The 18,157-nt window shown below is 60.9% G+C and carries 16 protein-coding genes; 8 read left to right on the top strand and 8 right to left on the bottom strand.

Annotated elements, in window-relative coordinates:
- Window positions 1–77 precede the first annotated feature (77 nt).
- Window positions 78–1,118: an IS30 family transposase gene (locus tag AC2YI2_RS32320; RefSeq protein ID WP_487390643.1), complete on the top strand. Its 1,041-nt coding sequence runs from the start codon at window positions 78–80 to the stop codon at window positions 1,116–1,118.
- Between the two features lie 97 nt (window positions 1,119–1,215).
- Here AC2YI2_RS32320 and AC2YI2_RS32315 read toward each other — a convergent pair whose 3' ends face one another.
- Window positions 1,216–2,217: an alpha/beta fold hydrolase gene (locus tag AC2YI2_RS32315; protein WP_487390639.1), complete on the bottom strand. Its 1,002-nt coding sequence runs from the start codon at window positions 2,215–2,217 to the stop codon at window positions 1,216–1,218.
- Window positions 2,207–3,814 carry an RcgA family putative transporter gene (locus AC2YI2_RS32310; RefSeq protein ID WP_487390638.1) on the bottom strand — a complete coding sequence of 536 codons (1,608 nt, stop codon included), beginning with the start codon at window positions 3,812–3,814 and terminating at the stop codon, window positions 2,207–2,209. Before AC2YI2_RS32310 ends, AC2YI2_RS32315 begins: the two co-directional genes overlap by 11 nt.
- Before the next feature lie 255 nt (window positions 3,815–4,069).
- Here AC2YI2_RS32310 and rctB point away from each other — a divergent pair, with 255 nt between their 5' ends.
- Entirely contained in the window at window positions 4,070–4,399 is a 330-nt protein-coding gene (gene rctB / locus AC2YI2_RS32305) for an SMa0974 family conjugal transfer regulator (protein ID WP_487390637.1), read from the top strand.
- A 62-nt stretch (window positions 4,400–4,461) separates the two neighbouring features.
- On the opposite strand, the gene AC2YI2_RS32300 is transcribed toward rctB, so the two are convergent.
- Genes AC2YI2_RS32300 through traA form a run of 3 tightly spaced genes read right to left on the bottom strand, consistent with a single transcriptional unit; the run spans window position 4,462 to window position 11,857 of the window.
- Window positions 4,462–6,936 (bottom strand): zeta toxin family protein, encoded by a 2,475-nt coding sequence (locus tag AC2YI2_RS32300; RefSeq protein WP_487390636.1) that lies wholly within the window; start codon window positions 6,934–6,936, stop codon window positions 4,462–4,464.
- A gap of 2 nt (window positions 6,937–6,938) precedes the next feature.
- Window positions 6,939–7,208 carry a hypothetical protein gene (locus AC2YI2_RS32295; RefSeq protein ID WP_487390635.1) on the bottom strand — a complete coding sequence of 90 codons (270 nt, stop codon included), beginning with the start codon at window positions 7,206–7,208 and terminating at the stop codon, window positions 6,939–6,941.
- A gap of 29 nt (window positions 7,209–7,237) precedes the next feature.
- On the bottom strand, window positions 7,238–11,857 hold the full coding sequence (gene traA / locus AC2YI2_RS32290) for a Ti-type conjugative transfer relaxase TraA (RefSeq protein WP_487390634.1): 4,620 nt from the start codon (window positions 11,855–11,857) through the stop codon (window positions 7,238–7,240).
- 220 nt (window positions 11,858–12,077) lie between these two features.
- On the opposite strand from traA, the gene AC2YI2_RS32285 reads away from it, so the two are divergent.
- From AC2YI2_RS32285 to traG, 3 genes are read left to right on the top strand one after another with little or no spacing between them, the layout of a single operon-like run.
- Window positions 12,078–12,365, top strand: a complete 288-nt coding sequence (locus AC2YI2_RS32285) for a TraC family protein (protein ID WP_487390642.1) — start codon at window positions 12,078–12,080, stop codon at window positions 12,363–12,365.
- Window positions 12,355–12,588: a conjugal transfer protein TraD gene (locus tag AC2YI2_RS32280; protein ID WP_487390633.1), complete on the top strand. Its 234-nt coding sequence runs from the start codon at window positions 12,355–12,357 to the stop codon at window positions 12,586–12,588. The genes AC2YI2_RS32285 and AC2YI2_RS32280 overlap by 11 nt, the downstream gene beginning before the upstream one ends.
- Complete coding sequence (gene traG, locus AC2YI2_RS32275) at window positions 12,585–14,504, top strand: Ti-type conjugative transfer system protein TraG (RefSeq protein WP_487390632.1); 1,920 nt, start codon at window positions 12,585–12,587, stop codon at window positions 14,502–14,504. Before AC2YI2_RS32280 ends, traG begins: the two co-directional genes overlap by 4 nt.
- A 33-nt stretch (window positions 14,505–14,537) precedes the next feature.
- On the opposite strand, the gene AC2YI2_RS32270 is transcribed toward traG, so the two are convergent.
- Window positions 14,538–14,933 (bottom strand): hypothetical protein, encoded by a 396-nt coding sequence (locus AC2YI2_RS32270; RefSeq protein WP_487390631.1) that lies wholly within the window; start codon window positions 14,931–14,933, stop codon window positions 14,538–14,540.
- Between the two features lie 357 nt (window positions 14,934–15,290).
- On the opposite strand from AC2YI2_RS32270, the gene AC2YI2_RS32265 reads away from it, so the two are divergent.
- The gene (locus tag AC2YI2_RS32265; RefSeq protein WP_487390630.1) at window positions 15,291–15,560 is read left to right on the top strand and encodes a WGR domain-containing protein; all 270 of its coding nucleotides are present in this window, start codon (window positions 15,291–15,293) and stop codon (window positions 15,558–15,560) included.
- Between the two features lie 76 nt (window positions 15,561–15,636).
- Here the strand turns inward: AC2YI2_RS32265 and AC2YI2_RS32260 are convergent, their stop codons facing one another.
- Both AC2YI2_RS32260 and AC2YI2_RS32255 read right to left on the bottom strand, forming a co-directional pair.
- On the bottom strand, window positions 15,637–15,804 hold the full coding sequence (locus AC2YI2_RS32260; RefSeq protein WP_487390644.1) for a hypothetical protein: 168 nt from the start codon (window positions 15,802–15,804) through the stop codon (window positions 15,637–15,639).
- 342 nt (window positions 15,805–16,146) lie between these two features.
- Window positions 16,147–16,470 carry a DUF736 domain-containing protein gene (locus tag AC2YI2_RS32255; RefSeq protein ID WP_487390629.1) on the bottom strand — a complete coding sequence of 108 codons (324 nt, stop codon included), beginning with the start codon at window positions 16,468–16,470 and terminating at the stop codon, window positions 16,147–16,149.
- 651 nt (window positions 16,471–17,121) lie between these two features.
- Between AC2YI2_RS32255 and AC2YI2_RS32250 the strand changes: the two genes are divergently transcribed.
- Window positions 17,122–17,595 carry a DUF2384 domain-containing protein gene (locus AC2YI2_RS32250; protein WP_258163483.1) on the top strand — a complete coding sequence of 158 codons (474 nt, stop codon included), beginning with the start codon at window positions 17,122–17,124 and terminating at the stop codon, window positions 17,593–17,595.
- Window positions 17,592–18,098 (top strand): RES family NAD+ phosphorylase, encoded by a 507-nt coding sequence (locus AC2YI2_RS32245; RefSeq protein ID WP_258163388.1) that lies wholly within the window; start codon window positions 17,592–17,594, stop codon window positions 18,096–18,098. Before AC2YI2_RS32250 ends, AC2YI2_RS32245 begins: the two co-directional genes overlap by 4 nt.
- Window positions 18,099–18,157: the final 59 nt, after the last annotated feature.

The raw sequence follows: 18,157 nt of genomic DNA, 5'->3' as shown, positions 1-18,157 counted from the left end.
GTTATAACGTTACGGTACATTCTATTTCCAAGTGCGACATGCCAGTAATTTCAATGGCTTCACTTTGGAGATTTGGCATGTCCCGATGCTATACTCAGATCACCCTCGCCGACCGCCGACGCCTGCATCACCTGGTGGCAGCGAAAGCTCCGGTAAACGAGATGGCCCGCCAGCTTGGCCGTCATCGTTCGACGATTTACCGCGAGATCAAACGCAACACGTTTCGTGATCGTGAACTGCCGGACTACGACGGCTACTACAGCACGGTCGCGAACGACATTGCGCAGGACCGACGTCGTCGGCTGAAAAAGCTGCGGCGTCACCCTAATTTGCGAACAGAGATCATCAATCAGTTGGAGGCCCACTGGTCTCCCGAACAGATTGCCGGGCGGCTGCTGTCGGATGATCTCAGTCGTGTTCGGGTTTGCAAGGAGACAATCTATCGCTTCATCTACAGCAAGGAAGATTATGGGCTTGGTCTTTATCAGTATCTACCGGAAGCACGCCGCAAACGTCGTCCACTGCGCTCAAGGAAGCCGCGGGACGGTGCGTTTCCAGCCACGCACCGTATATCCCAACGGCCTGATTTTATTGGAGATAGATCGCAGTTTGAGCATTGGGAGGGCGACCTCCTGATCTTCGAACGTCCACTTGGCCATGCGAACGTCACCTCCCTCGTCGAGCGCAAGAGCCGCTATACCGTTCTCATCAAGAATCCGAGCCGGCACTCGCGGCCGATCATGGACAAGATCATCAGAGCGTTTTCTCCTTTACCGGCGTTTGCGCGTCAAAGCTTCACCTTTGATCGCGGTACGGAGTTTGCCGGGTTCAGGGCTTTGGAAGAAGGGATCGGCGCGCGTAGCTGGTTCTGCGACCCGAGTGCACCGTGGCAAAAAGGAACCGTCGAGAACACCAACAAGCGCATTCGACGTTTCCTGCCAGGCACCACAGACTTGGCAGTTGTGTCGCAGCACGACCTTCTCCACCTCACGCGCCATATCAACGATCAACCGCGAAAGTGCCTCGGATACAAGACGCCGACTGAGGTGTTTGCGGCTCATTTGCGCGAAAGTGGTAGATCACCTACCTTGATAACCGGCATGACGCACTTGGGTTAGCTTCTCCATACGCTAGTGAGAACATCGTCCACGCTATACCCTCGCGCTTTATCCATCCGCCAGCTATTCTGCCCCATTGATATTCACGGCCGACTTGTCAGCGGGATAGAAACCGCTTCAAGTTCCAACCGGCTAACAAAATGTAAGGCGGTATGGCAAGTGAATAGTGGCCACAGTTTAATTGTAAGATGTTTGGCTTAGCTCCGGCGTCCTTCAGTCTCTGCATGAACCTCGCCGACAGCTCTGGCAGGACCACCTTGTCTCTCTTAGCCAACACAACGTGAAGATCGAGATCAGGCCGTGCAAAACGATGCACGTAGTTCTCCATGTTAAGCGGACCCCAAGCCCTCCTCAGGTCGCTCAGTTCAATTTCAGGCTCAAGGCTGTCGCGTATAAACCGTGTCGCGCGGCCAGTCCAAACCATGTCCGCTAGACTCCCCGCCGTGAGAAACAACGAGGCTTTGGATACAGCCGGATCGTGAGCCGCAATGGCCCCCGCAACCCAGGAACCCAAGCTCATACCGAGAACCGAAATCTTTCGATAGCCTTCGCTTTTCAACCAACGTATGAGTTTTCGCCCATCCCATACTCCCTGCCTTACAGATTGAATCGTTCGACCGAGGTTCGCACTGAGCATATAGTCGGCGTGTAAGGAGTTCGGACGTCGGCGCTCGAAATGATAAGGCATAACAATCTCAACAACCGCGATGCTACGCCGTGATAAAAACTTGGCAATCTGACGATTTCGCGCGGTTGCATTCCAGTGGTGAAAAACCACGATCACCTGATCGAACGAGGCGCTTTCTGTGATCTTCGCCCAGACGACATTATTCTGTTCAACATCAGTGGAAATACCCGATGGAAATTTGAGCCACCCATCTTGCCTTTGAAAACCTTGATCGCTTGGACTCGGTTCATCGAAGAAGGCTGGATCAGCGACAGCCTGGTCCGCAAGGCGACAAAACTCGTCGAGACTTGTAGGCTCCTTCGCGTCTGGAAAGGCGCGTTCCGCGTCAAGGACGAAATCCGTGGTTGCCTTCCCTTCGTCCCCGCGCCGCGCCCGCCGCTCGTCCCAACGATCAAGCCAATTATAATACATTCTGATGATTTCCTAATTCGCTCGCTCGCCATTGCCCAAACCCTGGATCAAACAGACTGTATGTCGCAAGCAGCACTCCAACGCCCAGAAGGATCGAAAAGCCAGCGAACGCGTCGATCAGCAGGTAGCTAGCAAAGAGTAGGGCCACGGTCGCCGACATCCTCCACAATGGGAAATGACGCCGATGTCCGACACCTAGACGGATGGAGCCGTATAAAAAAACAAAACAGGTCGACATAGCGATAAGCAGGCTGCTGTAATGTGTCGGCACTATATAGCGAGACCCGTCGCTCACAGCGTTGCGTGTTTGGAAGCCTGAGAACATATCGCCGACCAACCAAGCCCCAATATTCGTTCCATTCGACGTTAGGTAAGCACTTTGGGCCTTCATGCAGATGGCGATCAGGATCCCCAAGATAGTGCAGCGAAAAATTCCGCGCATGACCCGTAGGCCGACCTCATTGACTTCGCACTTAGACTCCACGCTCTGGTGGCTCTTCGAGAGCTCTCCGATTTTCCAAAGGTCATGCACCATCGTATGAAGCAAAATGAGACCTACGAAGAACAGATAGAAGCACAAGCACATGTACACGTAAGCTAGCCATGTGAACACAATCGACGTTGGCACTGATATGGCTTCAGGGCGCTCAAGTGCTAATTTGCTCCAATCGATCGCATAGTTGCCACCGCCGTTGATCAACGGGATCAGGCACATGCCGATCCACTGAAAAAGACCAGCGAACAACACACAAATAAAAAAGACTGCCCAATATGTATAGGACGAAGCCTCGACGCTGCGCAGCCAAGCGATGTCGCTTTCCATCCGGCCCTGCGAGACAAGCTTCAATCGTCCTTCCCGTTTCCAGAACACGAGCAGTTCTGCCACGAGCGCAAAAAACAGTGGGAGAAGCACCATGAAGAGGATTGTCCAATTTGGCGCCCACAGGAATCCAACCTGCTTAACAAGGCCATCCGAGCGGTCATAGGTAGCGTTGTGAATCCCCGCAATATAAGACAAGAACCCAAGAGCTGTGGCGCCCGCAAACACTGTTGCCGGTAGGTTCAAGGGAGATCCATGACTGAAAAGCGCTTCCGACCTCCTCGCCAGACTAAAATGCCGACGCGGCTCCTGGGCGTCCATATCCTGTGTCAGGCCCGCCTGATGCCCTGTCTCATTGGCCGTCGCAGTACGCTCCAAATCTGGAGCGACGAGCGCTTCGCTGTTTTCCCCCTTCTTTGAATCTCGCCTCTTAGCGGTCAACCGAGATTGCGCCACACTAAGCTCTATTTGCCATTCGCTTGTGGCCGCCGGATCGTCGCACCCAAAAATCCTTGCCAGCCAACGAATGTTGGCGGTGCTAATCCCTTTGTCGTTTTCTTGAAACCAAAGTTGCACTGTTCGCAGTTCAACCCCCGTCCGGTTGGAATCGATTTGCGAAATCGCCTCTGCAAGAAGCTCGGGCGTCCATGGGCCAGCAGGGAACCCGTCACTGGCCAATGGACGGCCCGCTCCCGCCGCAGCTAATTGTTTGAATAGCTCTTTGAAATCACTCCCGTCTTTCGACGGAGGAAGAAAAAACTTTCCGTTCTTCATCAACGGCTTACAGGCCCTCGCTTCGTTTCGCTTCGCTGGATTTCGTGCCTTATGGTGCTTCGGTCTTCAATTAACGGCTTAATTAGATCGATGCAATTGAATAGCGCCGCGAGATCAAGGTGGTTGGACCACTCTATCGGCACCCCATGTGGCTGGTGCGTGTCCCCTACCAACCAGTGCCAGCGTGATTCGAGTTTTCACAGGGTGGCGGCCACCGTTGCCGGCTCCTGCCAGGTTTTCAGATCATGGAGGTGTCCAATGTACGAACACGTCGCCGAAGCATTCGTCGCGGTCCCGTGTGCGGAATGCGTCTTGGAGCGGGTGTGCGCACGATCAGGCGAGTATTGCCGCTCGGTCGTCGCCATGGGCACCGACAAGGTTCTCGATTTTGGCGAAGCGCGGGCGATCCTGACGCCGACCAAAGAAGGTCTGCACTTCTGGGTCGAGGCCCAGGACTCGATCACCTTTTATGGGGTACGGACGCTATTACAAGGAAGCCTTTCAGTCGTCACGCCATTCCCTGGCAAATCCGTTAAATGGTATCCACCCGACCATGCGTCACTTAGCGTGCTGCCGAGACATCCCTGAAACGGACATACCGGGCCGGGAGTGAAATAGCCTGGCCGGCCCTGTCGGGTCCCATTTCTCGCTCAGCGGCGAATATGCAACTGGTTGTCTCGTGTGCGTTCGCGGTTCTGGCGAAGCGTCGTCTCGTGCAAAATCTTGGCGCCCTCCTGGATCTTTCGCAACGATGCGCCCTGCCCCGCGCCGATGCCGAGGGACGAGGCCACCCGGGCGATATTTCCTTCGTTCAGGACCGCTTTCTCGGCTGGAGAGAGGCGTTTGTTGATCGCGAGGGAGAGGGTTTCAAGCTCGCGGCGTAGCCCTGGTTCGGCGTTCAGCCGTCGGACCTGTTCGGTTCTCTCGGCCACGAGGGCTTCCGATAGCCGCGCCGACGGGCGGGGAATTTCCACCCGCTGCCTCGCCTGTTCCTCGCCATGCTGTGTCACGATTCGGTGTCGTTCGAACTCGATGGCGAGGCCATAGTCGGCCAATGCCGCCGCGAGACGGGGTGCGTGGGCCTCCGCCGCCTGCCGCTCTGGGTTCGACCCGCGAAGCCATCGTCTCCCCTCGCCGGCCATCTCGCCAAGCCGCCCCTCACGCACGTCGTTGCCGGCGGCCGCACCGCTGCGTCCATCGCTGACGCGTTGTACCGATACTGCCTCACCATTGCCGAAGACCAGTCGCGACAGATTCTGGATCTCGGCGCGCTTGTCCGCCAGCCGCGCGGAGCCTTGCATCCGCTCGCCGATTTCAGATTCCGTGAGGTCCGGCAAATACCTGGCCGGGACGAGCGCTGTGCCAAGTGCAGGAGCGCGATCCCGACCCAACCGATGGTCCACCCCAAGGGCGAGTTTCCGCTCGTTTTCGGCAAGACCGCTCGCGAAAGCATCCGCAGTTCGGCGCTGCGCCGGATCAAGACGACCATGCCGCGCGGCCTCTTCCAGGGCTGCCTCCATCATCGACTTGGCGCGCGCGCGGTTCTCGATATCTAGGGTCCGAAGTCGCAGTTCGTCCCGCATCGTGCGAAGCGGTTCCCCCTTCACATCGAAGATGATGGTCGCCATGGCCGCACGTTCGGCAAGCGCCATATTGCGCTCAAGCCGGCGCTGAGCCATCGCGATCGCCGCGGCGTATCCTGGCTCGACGATCTTCGACATAGCTTGGTCGGCGGACAAGCGGCCATTGGCTACGCCGTTTGCCGCCCGAACAAGGGTTTTGCGCATGCCGGCCGCCTCTGTCCATGAATCCGCGACGTTGGCGAGACGCGCCATCCGATCGGTCGGGCTGAACACGTCACGGTCGATCGTCGCTCGATTGAGCTCCACGCCGAAATGCTCTGTCAGTCGTCGGCGCATCCCATCCGCCATTTCGACAGCGAGATCCGCCGGTATCCGATGTGCCGCCGGAAACTCGGGAGCTCCACGCTTGTCCTGCACCGTCGCCCGCGTCGCGACGATCGTCCCATCCTCCGGCAGCAAACCGAGGTCGCGCGCCACCTCGACCAGTCGCAGTGCCATGTAACTCTGGGCGAGACGGCCGATCGCGTGCGCCTCGACATTGCCGATCGGCCGGCGCTCGGCGTCACGCACCGCGTTGTCGTAGAGTTCGACGAAGAGCCGATGACCCTCGGCGGGCTCTTGAAGGATTGTCCGTCCACGGCGCTGGTTCTCCGCTCCATCTGTCTCGTGACGCTGCGCGAGCAGGTAGCGCACATCGTCTGCGGCGCGCGTCTTGACATCGGCGATGCGGTCGTCGGGCGCCCGCCGTTCTTCCATGCGGGCCAGCACATGGTTCCAGTCGTCCGCGAAACGTTGCAACTCGCCCCGCGTCATCGGCCGGGTCTGCTCGCGTTCCAGGGCCTGTCTGCTGCCGGGAGCAAAGGACCATTGTCCGTCGCGGTGTTCATTGTCATAGATAATCGCACCACTTCGAGCCCGCAGCTGTACCCGATCGACCAGATTTTCGCCCTCGAGCTTTTCCAGACTGACGCGAAGCCCGTCGACGGCCGCGTCGTGAACGTGCTGTGGCGGAATGCGTGGCCCCTGTCCGGCATGCAGCATTTCCTCGAAGCGATGATGGGCGCCCTGCCAGCTCAGGCGCGGATTGACGGCGACAGCGCGCACCTCCACCGCGTATCCCGCATCGCGCGCTGTGCCGATTACGCGGGTGACATTCTCCGGCGTGCGCATCGTCGTCTCGAAGACGACATTGACCTGCCGCTCCGCAGCTGCCGCCACAAGCTTCTCGGTCCAGAGCCCCGCATCCATCTGCGTGTGGCCGGAGGCAGTCTCTGGATCCTGCCGCTGGAAGGCGAGGTACTCTGGGTGATAGGAGCGTAGATCGTCGCCGACGATGCGGATGGTTGGCCCGGACTGAGCAAGCTCGTTCTGGCTTGCCGTAAGCACCGCCGTCTTGCCCGCACCTGGCTGCCCGCCGAGCAGGATGAGGCGCGGTCGATCCGCCCGACGCATGCTGTCAGGCAGATAGTCGCGCAAAATGTCGTTTCGGAAAATGCTCTCGTTCCTTTCCGGTGAGAGCGGGCCGGGCGCTACGTCCGCCATGGTCAGAACTCCGCCCAAAAGCGGACTTCGTCCCTGACGCGCGGTCCCCAGACCGCGATCACCTCCTCAACCGCATCGGGTGCATCGACCCCGAGACGCTCCTGGAGATCGAGAAGGCCACGGCGGCGCCCACGCAACTGTTCCGCGGCTGCAGGGTCCTGCACTTCAAGTTCATAGACGCGCGCCGTGACAATCGCCCGGGCTTCGTTGAGGATTTTGATGGCGACCTCGGTCCGGATGATCGCGTCGTATGGGATTTCCTGTTCGGGCATGATCTCTTCCTTTCGCTTCTTCAGAACTCTCAATAGATGACGCCGCGCGCGCGGTTGATGATGCGCTGTTGACGCTCCGATATGATTTGCTGGCTTGCCTGCATGCGGACGGTCTGCTGCAAGACCTTCAGCGGCTCGTGCATTGCCTCGAAGGCACGACGCTGCACCGGCGGCACGCGATTGACGACGTCCTTCTCGCCGCGCAGGATGGCGTTGCGGCCGAAACGTTCGTCGAGTGCCCGGCTGACCGCAGCGAATTCCTGGCCGATGCGCGGATCGATCGAACCGGCGGCAACGGCGAGCTTGCTGCCTTTCTTTTTCATCTCGGCTGCCAACTTGCCTAGCGCGTCTTCGGCGGCTTGCGACAATCCGGGAATGGCAACCGCCATACGGCGGCGTTCTTCAATAACGGATTGGCGCTCGGCATCGAAGGCGCTGACATAAGCCACGCCGAGCGAGCGTAGTCGGGCGGATGCTTCCGGCACGGCGTGCAGCGCATCCTTGCGCTCTCGGCCAACAGCGAGCATCCGATCCATCACGCGGTCGGAGCCGCGCAGCGCCCCGTAAGCGGCGGGGTCGTTCGCGATGGCCGCCGCAATCCGCTCGGCCGCAAAACCTTTGACGATCAGGTCCTCTATTCTGTCGACGGCGCCGGACGGATCGCGCCAGATGCGCGTGGCGGTCTCGGCGAGAGCAGCACGATTGTAGCGATAGTGCTGGGAGGTGAGCGCCCTTGGACGCACTTCATCATCAACCGGCGTCCTGAACTCCGTCACCGCAGCGAGCATCGGCAACAGGGCGCTAGGCTCCTTGCCGGCTTCGATGCTGGCGCCGGCGACGATCTTCGACCGGTCCTTGCGCTCGGCAAGATGCTGCTCCTCGCTGAAACGCCTGATAACCTCGAAGAGCCGCGTCAGCTTTCCCCGCCGTTCATCCGTGAGATCCTCCGGCATGCGCTCGAACATGTTTCGCTCGGCGATAGCATCCGCCTTCTTGGTGAAGGCGCTCCACCCGAAGCGCGCCGTCAAAGCATCGCTCACGCCCTTCACCTCCTGCACGAGTGAGCGATCCTCAGTGGCGAAGGCGAAGGCAGTTTTCCAAGCGTCGTCACCACCTCGGCTGCGCACTGCTTCAATTTCGACAAGACGTTGCATGGCCTGTTTCGAAATCGCCGGGATCGACAAGGACATATAGCCACGGCGCGTCTGCTCACGTTCGCGGAACCGGTCGGCATTCCGGCGAAACTCGGTCGCGTGCGCACGGATCAAGGGCAGCAATTCCTTGAAAGCCACTGTCGCAACACTACGCTCGTCGCGCGCTCCCCGCCCCTCGGCGATGTTGTCGGACCCGCGCAAGCGACCGAGCCGATCCGGCGCATTGGCGAGATCGCCGGCGAGCGTGCGGGGTTTGATCCTGGCGTCCGAGGCGAGCGCGTTCAGGTGGGTGAGCGCGACATCCGGATCGCGATAGATTTTTGCGAGCAGCGGCCGAATGATTTCCTCCCGCTCCTTCCACCGTGGCGAGGAAAGCTGCGCGCGGTGTGCGTCCTCGTCGACGGTTCGGACGAAGTCGCTGGTGGGCGGAATCAGATAGCGTCCGCCCGTTGGGATCTCTGCGGAGGGTGATTCCGCCCGGTCCTCGCTGTAGGAAACGCGCCGCTCGCGTTCGATCGCAAAACCGAGTGCCACGCTCGCGCGCTGCCAGAGCTCCGCCACCTGCTCTTTTTTCTCAGCAAGCCACGCCAGCCGCCGGGAAACTCCCTCCTCCATCCCGGCCGCGGCCGAGGCGAGCGTGTCGATGCCGCGCCGCCGCGCGAAATCTTGTGCATGCGCCTGGTAACCGGCGCTGCTCTCGAAATCGAGCGTGGTGGTTTTCGCACCGGATCGTCCGAGGCGCTCAACAAGCTGTTTGAACAATTCCGGCCGATGGCTGTCGCGCTCGATCCGCTGCTGGCGGGCCTCGGCGGCTTCGGCCTGTTTCGCCGTCCAGACATTGCGCTCGACTTCCCGTTCCTCAAATCGCTTCTGCCTGGTTTGCTCGTCAATAATCGGAATCTGGACCTTGACCTTCTCGACGCCGTCCTTGCGCAGCGTGACCGTGTCGCCGTCCGCGACGCCGGCAGCCTCGATCGCCTTCGGCAGGCTGACGCCCCAGAGACGATGGACCCTTCCGTCGTCCGTCTTGACGTCAGCATAGGGGCTGTCGTCGGCATCCTCAGCATTGGGCCGGAACTTGGCGAATCCGGTTTCCACCAGCGCGCCGGTAACGCCGGCCGCGTGATCGATGCGCGGCTTGCGACCCCATTCGGTCTTTGTCTCGAAGTCCTCCTTCGCCGCATAGAGATCGGCGCGATCTCGATGCCGGGTCATCGCCACATAGGCCAGGTGCTGGTCCATCATGCCGGTGGCGAGCACGAAAGTCCGGTCGACGGTCGACCCCTGCGATTTGTGTATCGTTGCGGCATAGCCGTGATCGACATTGCGATAGCTGGCCTCGCTGATGACGACGTCGCGGCCATTGTCGAGACGCACCGACAACAACGCATCGCCCCGCTGGTCACCGGTGGAGATGACGGTACCAAGCATGCCGTTCTTCACATATTGCGGACCGAGACGGCGGGCGCGCGGTTCCAGAAAACGAGCGTTTTCCAGAAAGATCATCCGATCGCCGACGGCAAACTCTCGCGCCCCCCGCGCTGTCTGGAAAGTACGTTTGTGGCTTAACGCGCCGTCATCCGTCATGACCTGGCGCAGCGCCTCGTTCAGCTTGCGGACGTCGTCATTTGTGTGCGCAAGGACCAGGAGCTCGTCGCCGCGAAGCCGGCCTTCGTTTCCGTGGGCGACGGACTTCGCGCTCACCTCTTTGCGGGCATCGGTCCAATCGGAAACGATGCGATCGATAATCTCCTGGCGCGTTTGCGCCTCGACCAGATGGCCTTTCGCGGCATAGACGTCGAGCGCCTCCTCCACCTTGCCGCGGGCGACAAGCCGCGAGGCCTCTCGCGCCCAGGCATCGCGCTGACGCCGGACTCCCGCGAGTTCCGCAAAGCCGACCCGCTCCGAAATCGCCCGGAAGGCAGCACCGGCCTGGATCGGCTGAAGCTGCATGGCGTCGCCGACCAGCACGGCTTTCGCGCCTGCGTCTTCCACGGCCTTAAGGACACGGGCCATCTGCTGCGAGGACACCATGCCCGCTTCATCGACGACAAGGACATCGCCGCGCTGGAGCGTCTCGCGCCCGCTCGCCCATGCCAATTCCCAGGACGCCAGCGTGCGCGACCTGATGCCGGAACTGTCCTCCAACCCTTCGGCTGCCTTGCCCGCCAGTGCTGCGCCGATCACCCGCCGGCCTTCGCGTTCCCAGGCGACGCGCGCGGCGGCAAGCAGCGTCGACTTGCCGGCGCCGGCTAGACCGACAACGACAGCGATCGCGTTGTCACCGATGACATGACTGACAGCATCGACTTGTTCGGTATCGAGCTTGAAAGGTATTGCCGGATCGGCCGTTTCGACGTTTTTGACAGCTGCCGCGACTTGGGCACCGGAAACACCAAAGCCGTTGCGCTCTGATAGAATCTCCGCCGATCGCGCCATGTCATATTCAATGCGCAGGATTTCTCGCGTGGTGAACACAGCCGGTTCCGACGCCTTGCCGGTCTCAGCGTCGAGCTGCTGCGGCCTGAGTGTGACCAGGTCGTCCGATGCCATCAGCCGCGCGCGAATATTGGCAAAATCGACGGGATCGTCGACATAGCGATGCAGTGACCTGGCTATATCCTTCTCGTCGAACGTAGAGCGCTCGTTGCCGAGCTGCTTTAAGAGAAGCTCCGGCTCTCCCAGCAGCCGGTCGGCCATCTCTTGCCTGCGGGCGAGGTCGGCCGGCGCGAAATACATCTCGACGCCCTTGCGGGCGAGCGCCGCCTTTCCCGGCCCCAGATGTTTTTGCGCGATCCCATCGAGACCCTGTTCCGCATAGGTGCGGCCGTCGAGGCGGATCTCATGGCCGGCGAGCGCCAGATGCTGGTTTGCGGTTTCTGCCCAGGCGATCTTCCATGCCTTCATGGTTTCCTTGTCGCCGGCCCAGAGCTTGTAGACGATCTTGCCGTTCGGCCGATCCGGCGTAACAACGCGCAGCGGCTCGCCGTCCTCACCAAGCACAGGGACCTTCTTTAGTCCGAACCCCTCCTCGGTCAGCGGACGCAGCGTCGTCATCAGATGGATGTGCGGATTGCCGTCCTTGTCGTGATAGACCCAATCGGCCACCATCCCCTTCGACGTAAAATTGTCTCGGACGAACGCGCGGACAAGCGCGATGTTCTCCGCCCGCGTCAACTCTTCCGGCAGTGCGATAATCAGCTCGCGAGCCAGCTGCGCATCGACCCGCGTCTCGAAGGCATCGAGTGCATTCCAGAGCGCCTCGCTTGCCTTGGCGACGGATTGGCCGTCGATCGCCGTCTTCAGCCAGGCCGGAACCTGGTCGGGTAACGCCAGCTCCTCATGCACCAGTTCCCGTGATCCACCACGAAAGCTGAAGGACGTTCCAGCCTGATCGTCCATCATCCGGGCACGATGACGATAGGCGGCGGCCGAGACGATGCTGCGTCCCGCTCCCCTGCTGATCACCTGCGCTCTGACGAACATGATCGCCACTATGGTCTCCTGATATTCCAAGCACGTCGCGCCAGCGACGTATATTGCGCCCTCAAACCGATCGGACCGCAGGGCCGATGCCGCTTTTCCGGAACACGGCCACAGCTAAGAATTCCGGCGCGAGATTTTCGGGTGAGTGCAACATAGCCTATTTTACTATCAGAAAATAGATAGTATGATCGAAATCGTTGAGATTGTCCCAACAGGAAAGGACGCCGGAATGGCTGCAAAATCATCGATCACCGACATAGATTCCCAGATCGAGAGGCTGCGCGAGCGCAGACGCGCGGTGATCTCCAAGTCCGCCGAGCGATTTGCCCGGGCCGCCACGAAGTCGGGGCTGGCCGAAATGGAGATCGACGACGAAGAAGTCGAGCGCCTCGTGGAGGAGATCGCCGCGCGATTTCGCAAAGGGGAGAAAAAGGGGGCGTCCGGCCCAACTGCTACGCAGCGTCGACCGCCAACTGGCGGGGTTGGAACGACGGCGGAGGTTTCTCATGACGGCTGATCGCAAGGACGAGGCACGGGAGAAGTTTTTGCTCGGCGGCATCGTCGTCAGAGCGGGTCTTAGCAAGGCCGACCGGGCATTCCTGCTCGGTGGCTTTCTCGAACTGGCAAGGATCGCTCCGGGGTCATCGGAGTATCGGCGCATGCGCGATATCGGCGAGGAGGCGTTCAAGATACCCATCGTCGATGGCGGATTCCTGCGCATACCGGAGGCCGTCGAATGAGCGGGCCGGCAAAACCGCATCCGAGCCTGTTGCTCATTCTGGTGCCGCTCACTGCCACTGCTTTTGCCGCCTACGTGGTTGGCTGGCGGTGGAACGAATTGGCAGCTGGCATGACAGGCACGACGGCCTATTGGTTCCTGCGAGCAGCACCCGTGCCGGCGCTTTTGTTCGGGCCGCTCGCAGGGTTATTCAGTGTATGGGCTTTGCCGTTGCACCGGCGAAGGCCGGTGGCGATGGCCAGTCTTGGCTGCTTTCTGGCTGTGGCCGGCTTCTACGCGCTACGCGAATTCGACAGGCTCGCCCCGTCCGTGGAGAGCGGCGTGGTCACATGGAACCAGGCGCTTTCCTATCTCGATTTCGTTGCCGTCATCGGCGCGCTCATGGGCTTCATGGCGGTGGCGGTGGCAGCGCGCATCTCGACCGTCGTGCCTGAACCGGTGACGCGCGCCAAGCGCGGAACCTTCGGGGACGCAGACTGGCTTTCGATGTCTGCTGCCGGAAAGCTGTTTCCGTCGGATGGCGAAATCGCCGTCGGCGAGCGCTACCGGGTCGACAAGGAAATCGTCCACCAACTGCCCTTCGATCCAAACGATCCGGCGACCTGGGGGCAAGGCGGCAAGGCGCCATTGCTCACCTACAAACAGGACTTCGATTCCACGCATATGCTCTTTTTTGCGGGGTCGGGTGGATACAAGACCACGAGCAACGTCGTGCCGACAGCGCTACGCTATAGCGGGCCGCTGATCTGCCTTGATCCCTCCACCGAGGTCGCGCCGATGGTGGTCGAACACCGAACCCGCGCCCTTGGGCGCGAGGTCATGGTGCTCGATCCCATCAACCCGATCATGGGCTTCAACGTGCTCGACGGGATCGAGACGTCGAAGCAAAAGGAAGAGGACATCGTTGGCATCGCCCATATGCTGCTGTCGGAGAGCCTACGTTTCGAAAGCTCGACCGGCTCCTACTTCCAGAACCAGGCCCACAATCTCCTGACCGGTCTTCTTGCCCATGTGATGCTCTCGCCGGAATACGAGGGACGGCGGACCTTGCGCAGTCTCCGCCAGATCGTCTCGGAGCCCGAGCCCTCGGTGCTCGCAATGCTCCGCGACATTCAGGAGCATTCCGCCTCGGCCTTCATCCGAGAAACCCTTGGCGTCTTCACCAACATGACCGAGCAGACGTTCAGCGGCGTCTATTCGACCGCATCGAAGGATACGCAGTGGCTGTCGCTTGAAAGTTACGCGGCGCTCGTCTGCGGTAATGCGTTCAAATCGCGTGACATCGTCTCGGGGAAGAAAGACGTCTTCCTCAACATCCCGGCATCGATCCTGCGCTCCTATCCGGGGATCGGGCGCGTCATCATCGGCTCGTTGATCAACGCCATGGTGCAGGCGGATGGTGCGTTTCATCGCCGGGCGTTGTTCATGCTCGATGAGGTTGATCTTCTCGGCTACATGCGGGTGCTCGAGGAGGCGCGTGACCGTGGCCGCAAATACGGCATCTCCATGATGCTGATGTACCAGTCGGTCGGGCAACTGGAACGGCATTTCGGGAAGGATGGCGCGACGTCGTGGATCGATGGCTGCGCATTCGCCTCCTATGCCGCCATCAAGGCGCTGGACACAGCGCGCAACGTCTCTGCGCAATGCGGCGAGATGACGGTGGAGGTGAAGGGAAGCTCTCGCAACATCGGCTGGGATACGAAGAACAACGCGTCGCGAAAATCCGAGACCGTCAACTTCCAGCGCCGGCCGCTGATCATGCCACACGAAATCACCCAGTCGATGCGCAAGGACGAGCAGATCATCATCGTCCAGGGCCATAGCCCTATCCGCTGCGGCCGGGCGATCTACTTCCGGCGGAAGGACATGAAGAAAGAGGCGAAGACGAACCGCTTCGTCAAGGCTATTCCGTGAGGGCGTCACAGACCTCGCGTCGGGAAATGTCTCCTACCGATCGGACCGGCGATAGCGGGCGAACGGGTCCTCCGCGCCGGGCGGCGTGAACCAATCGAGGAAAATCGTATAGCTGATCGCGAAGGCAACGAGCCCGATCGCCATCAGACCGAACGCGAGAGATGGCATCCCGTTGGCCGCATCGGGATGGGCGTAGGCGACGATCGCCATCGGCACCATGACGATCGCCGTCAGCATCATGAGGCCGGTGAACGGACGGAACATGCAGAGGACAAAGAAGGCAAGATACCACGCGCTGTAGACCGCCGCTCTGACGATGCCGAAGGCGATCACAAAGGGAAGCCGGACGATGAACCGGAGCGCGCGGGAAGCGCCGCTTCGGCTCCTCGCGCCGGTATCGGGCCCACCACTTTGATGCTCTTTCGACATCACGGGCTCCCTGGGGCAAGTGACTATCAGATTCATGATAGTCTAGCCGCAAGCCCAGATCAAAGCAAGAACCTGCTCGTGCCGTTGACGTAACCGGCGGGAGAGCGAGGGGTATCGCATCGCAATGTCGCGGCCGGCCAATCGGGACGCAGCTTGGTGCGAGAGGGGGCGTGACCGAAGGCGGAGACCGTTTGCGGGCTCCGTGAGCGAAGCGAATAGCACCCGGCCGGGCATCGGCCGGCTCGCCCAAGTCCACGAACCTCAGATCGACGATCGACCACAAAAATGAATCAGAACGGGCCAACCGATTCATAAGTCTCGTTGGACGGAAAAGCTCGAACGCGAGATTCTTTCGCCATGCTCAGTCAGCCCTACCAGCTTTACATCGAACGCACGGACGCGACAAAAAATATGGCGCGTTTCTACGCGCTCGCGATCGAACCGACGCTGTTCGGCACGCCGTGTCTGACGCGGCGATGGGGACGCATAGGAACAAGCGGACAGGCCATGGTGCATCACTTCGACAAAGAAGAGGATGCTGTCCGCTTGTTCCTCGATCTGCTACGGACGAAACGATCTCGCGGTTACAGACCGAACGCACATGTCCGGCGTGAGCGCACGGCCTGATGTGGGAAGCGGAGCTTCGGGCCGGTGCGCCGGTCGATCTGGCGTGCCGACCCAGGTGAGATGGCGAACGCCGCCCTCAGATGGGCGGCGCGGCGTCGATGGTGCCGTCTTGCTCGGCGATCGCTGCCGCCAGTTCGGCTTGTGCCAGCTCCAGCTCCGCTTCGATCTGGCGGCGTTCGGCCGGATCGGCATTCCTGAGTTCGGCGCGCAGTTCTTCAACCTGAATTTCGAGTGCAATCGTCATCGTCGTCATCTCCTGATGGTGTGAAAGATGACGCCCGGGGTCGTGAGGATCGGGCCGGGTCAAGGAGCGCGTCAGCGACCGGCGGAGCCGGCGAGCGGAGGAACCGATTTTCTGACGGTGCCCTTCGGGGCATCGGCTGAAAATTGGAGGGGCCGCGAAGTCCTTGAGGCGGCACGAGCCTCACGGCACACTCGCGTATCTGAGCAGACAGTCCTTGGTCTCGTGTGGGCACCGGCAAGAGAAGTAAAAGCGGGCTCGATGCCCGCTTTTACTTCCGGTTCAGCGCGCAACAAACCGCAAGGCGAAGTCGGCCCCGATCACTCGGGGCCACTCGCTCGTCGTTCAGTTTGGGTTGTTCCAGAGGATCACCTTCTTGTTCGGTTCGCCACCGGGCGCCGGCGCGAGGTTGCCGAAGATCACGCCGATCTCGGGGGCTTCCAGCTTCACCGAGAGGTATTCCTCGCCGGTCTGGCGGGCGATGCGGTTCCAGCCCGCGCCGATCTCGAAGCCGGTCTTGCGGTGGATGACGCGGTAGTCGGGGGCTTCTTCGCTCGCCTTGCTTGCATTCGGGATGATGGCGATCGGTGCGTTGACCCGGATGGTGGCGAAGACGCCTTCGAGGATGCCGTCGGTCTTCTGCGTCAGGGTTGCGATCGTGGTGGCCATTGTGCTGTCTCCTTCGGTTGCATCGGGAACCATTCCCGATGGCGCCAAAGAAGGCGGCCCTCGGCCGCGGTCACCGAGCCTTCGGGCGAGGGCGAACCCCTTCAGGGGTTGACCGCATAGGTCCGGGGGTTGCCTACAAAGGCGACATGGACAGGGGATGGCTCTCGATGTAACCGAAGGTCGGGGACGCACATCGATCGGCCGCCCGGTTGCTGCCCGTGCCCAGATGCTGGCTCAGCCCGGCCATGTCCCCCGATCGGCGTCAACCCCTCGCGCGACCGGCGCGGAAGCCAGCGGAAATGAGAAGGTTCCAGCGGATCAGGCTCCATACCCGCACAATCGGTATCGGCCTGGCTTGCTGCCGCCGCGCTGGTGCACGTCGGGATCACCGGGCTGCATTGCGAACTGGCAACCCGCGCGCTGCCGGCGATTGGCCGCTACGTCGCTCCAGCTCCTGGCGACCAGTCTTGCCTGCAGGAGACTGGGTTCGCTATGCGTACCGACCAGACGCCGCCGCCTGCCAGCCGTCCGGCATTCGCCGCAACGCGCGTTCTCTGGCTGCCGGTTTCTCAAGACCCTATTGAACAATGTCGCGTCAACTGTCATATATGGAACGACAGATGACGTAGGAGAGTTACGGTGGCAATTGCAATGGAAAAAGGCTTCCCGGATGCAGCCGGCGGAGAATTGCAGAAGGTGGCAGCGCTTCTCGGCGGGACGCGTGTCCTGTCGCGCAGTCTGACGAGTGCGCTCGATGCGCATGAACTCCTGCTGCATGGCTTGCCAGCGTCTGCGATCGATCACCTCGTCGGATGCCTGGTCTTCATCGGCAAGACCGAATCCCTTGAAAAGGCCGTCGGTATGAGCCTCAGGACATGGCAGCGGCGCAAGGATGCGCCGTCCAAGCCACTGAGCCAAGAGCAAAGCGGCCGGGCATGGAAATTTGCCGAAATCCTGGCCAAGGCGACGGATGTCCTGGGAACGCAGGCGGAAGCCGAGCAATGGCTGGAGCGTCCGGCAATCGGGCTCGACCAGCGCCGCCCGATCGACCTCCTGGGAACGCCTGCCGGCGTTGAACTGGTCGAGGACTATCTCCAACGGCTCGAATACGGCGTCTATGCATGACGCCTCTGCCGATTGCGCTCGGCGGTTCCGAGCTGATCGCCTGGCGGCTCGACCAAGCCGCCTATGCCCCGACATGGGATAGCGGTGAAGGCGCCTATCGTGTCGGCGGCCGCTGGAATAGCAAGGGCGTGCGAGCGGTCTACTGCTCGATCGACCCGTCGACCGCGATCCTCGAAGTCGCGGTTCACAAGGGGTTTCGCGCGCTGGATACTGTTCCGCACATCCTGACCGCGGCCGTCGTCGCCGATATCTCCGCGGTACATGTCGTCGACCCATCGACCATTCCCAATCCCAACTGGCTGCGCCCCGGAATTCCGAGCGCCGGCCAGCAGGCGTTCGGCGACGAACTGCTGCGAAAGCATGCCTTTGTCGCGATCCCGAGCGCGGTGTCGACGCACAGTTGGAACCTCCTCTTTGTGGCGAGTGCCGCGACAGGCGCCTATTCGCTGAAGTTTCAGGAGGCTTTCGCTCTCGACACAAGGCTGCACCCACCATCGGCATGACACAGGCATAACCGGGCACGAGAAGCACCCGATTACACCATACGCTTCCGTCGTCGCGC

The sequence above is a fragment of the Rhizobium sp. SRI_017 genome (genome assembly GCF_057586295.1).
The sequence above is the reverse complement of the archived record's forward strand: the minus strand, read 5'-3'. Positions and strand labels throughout refer to the sequence as shown.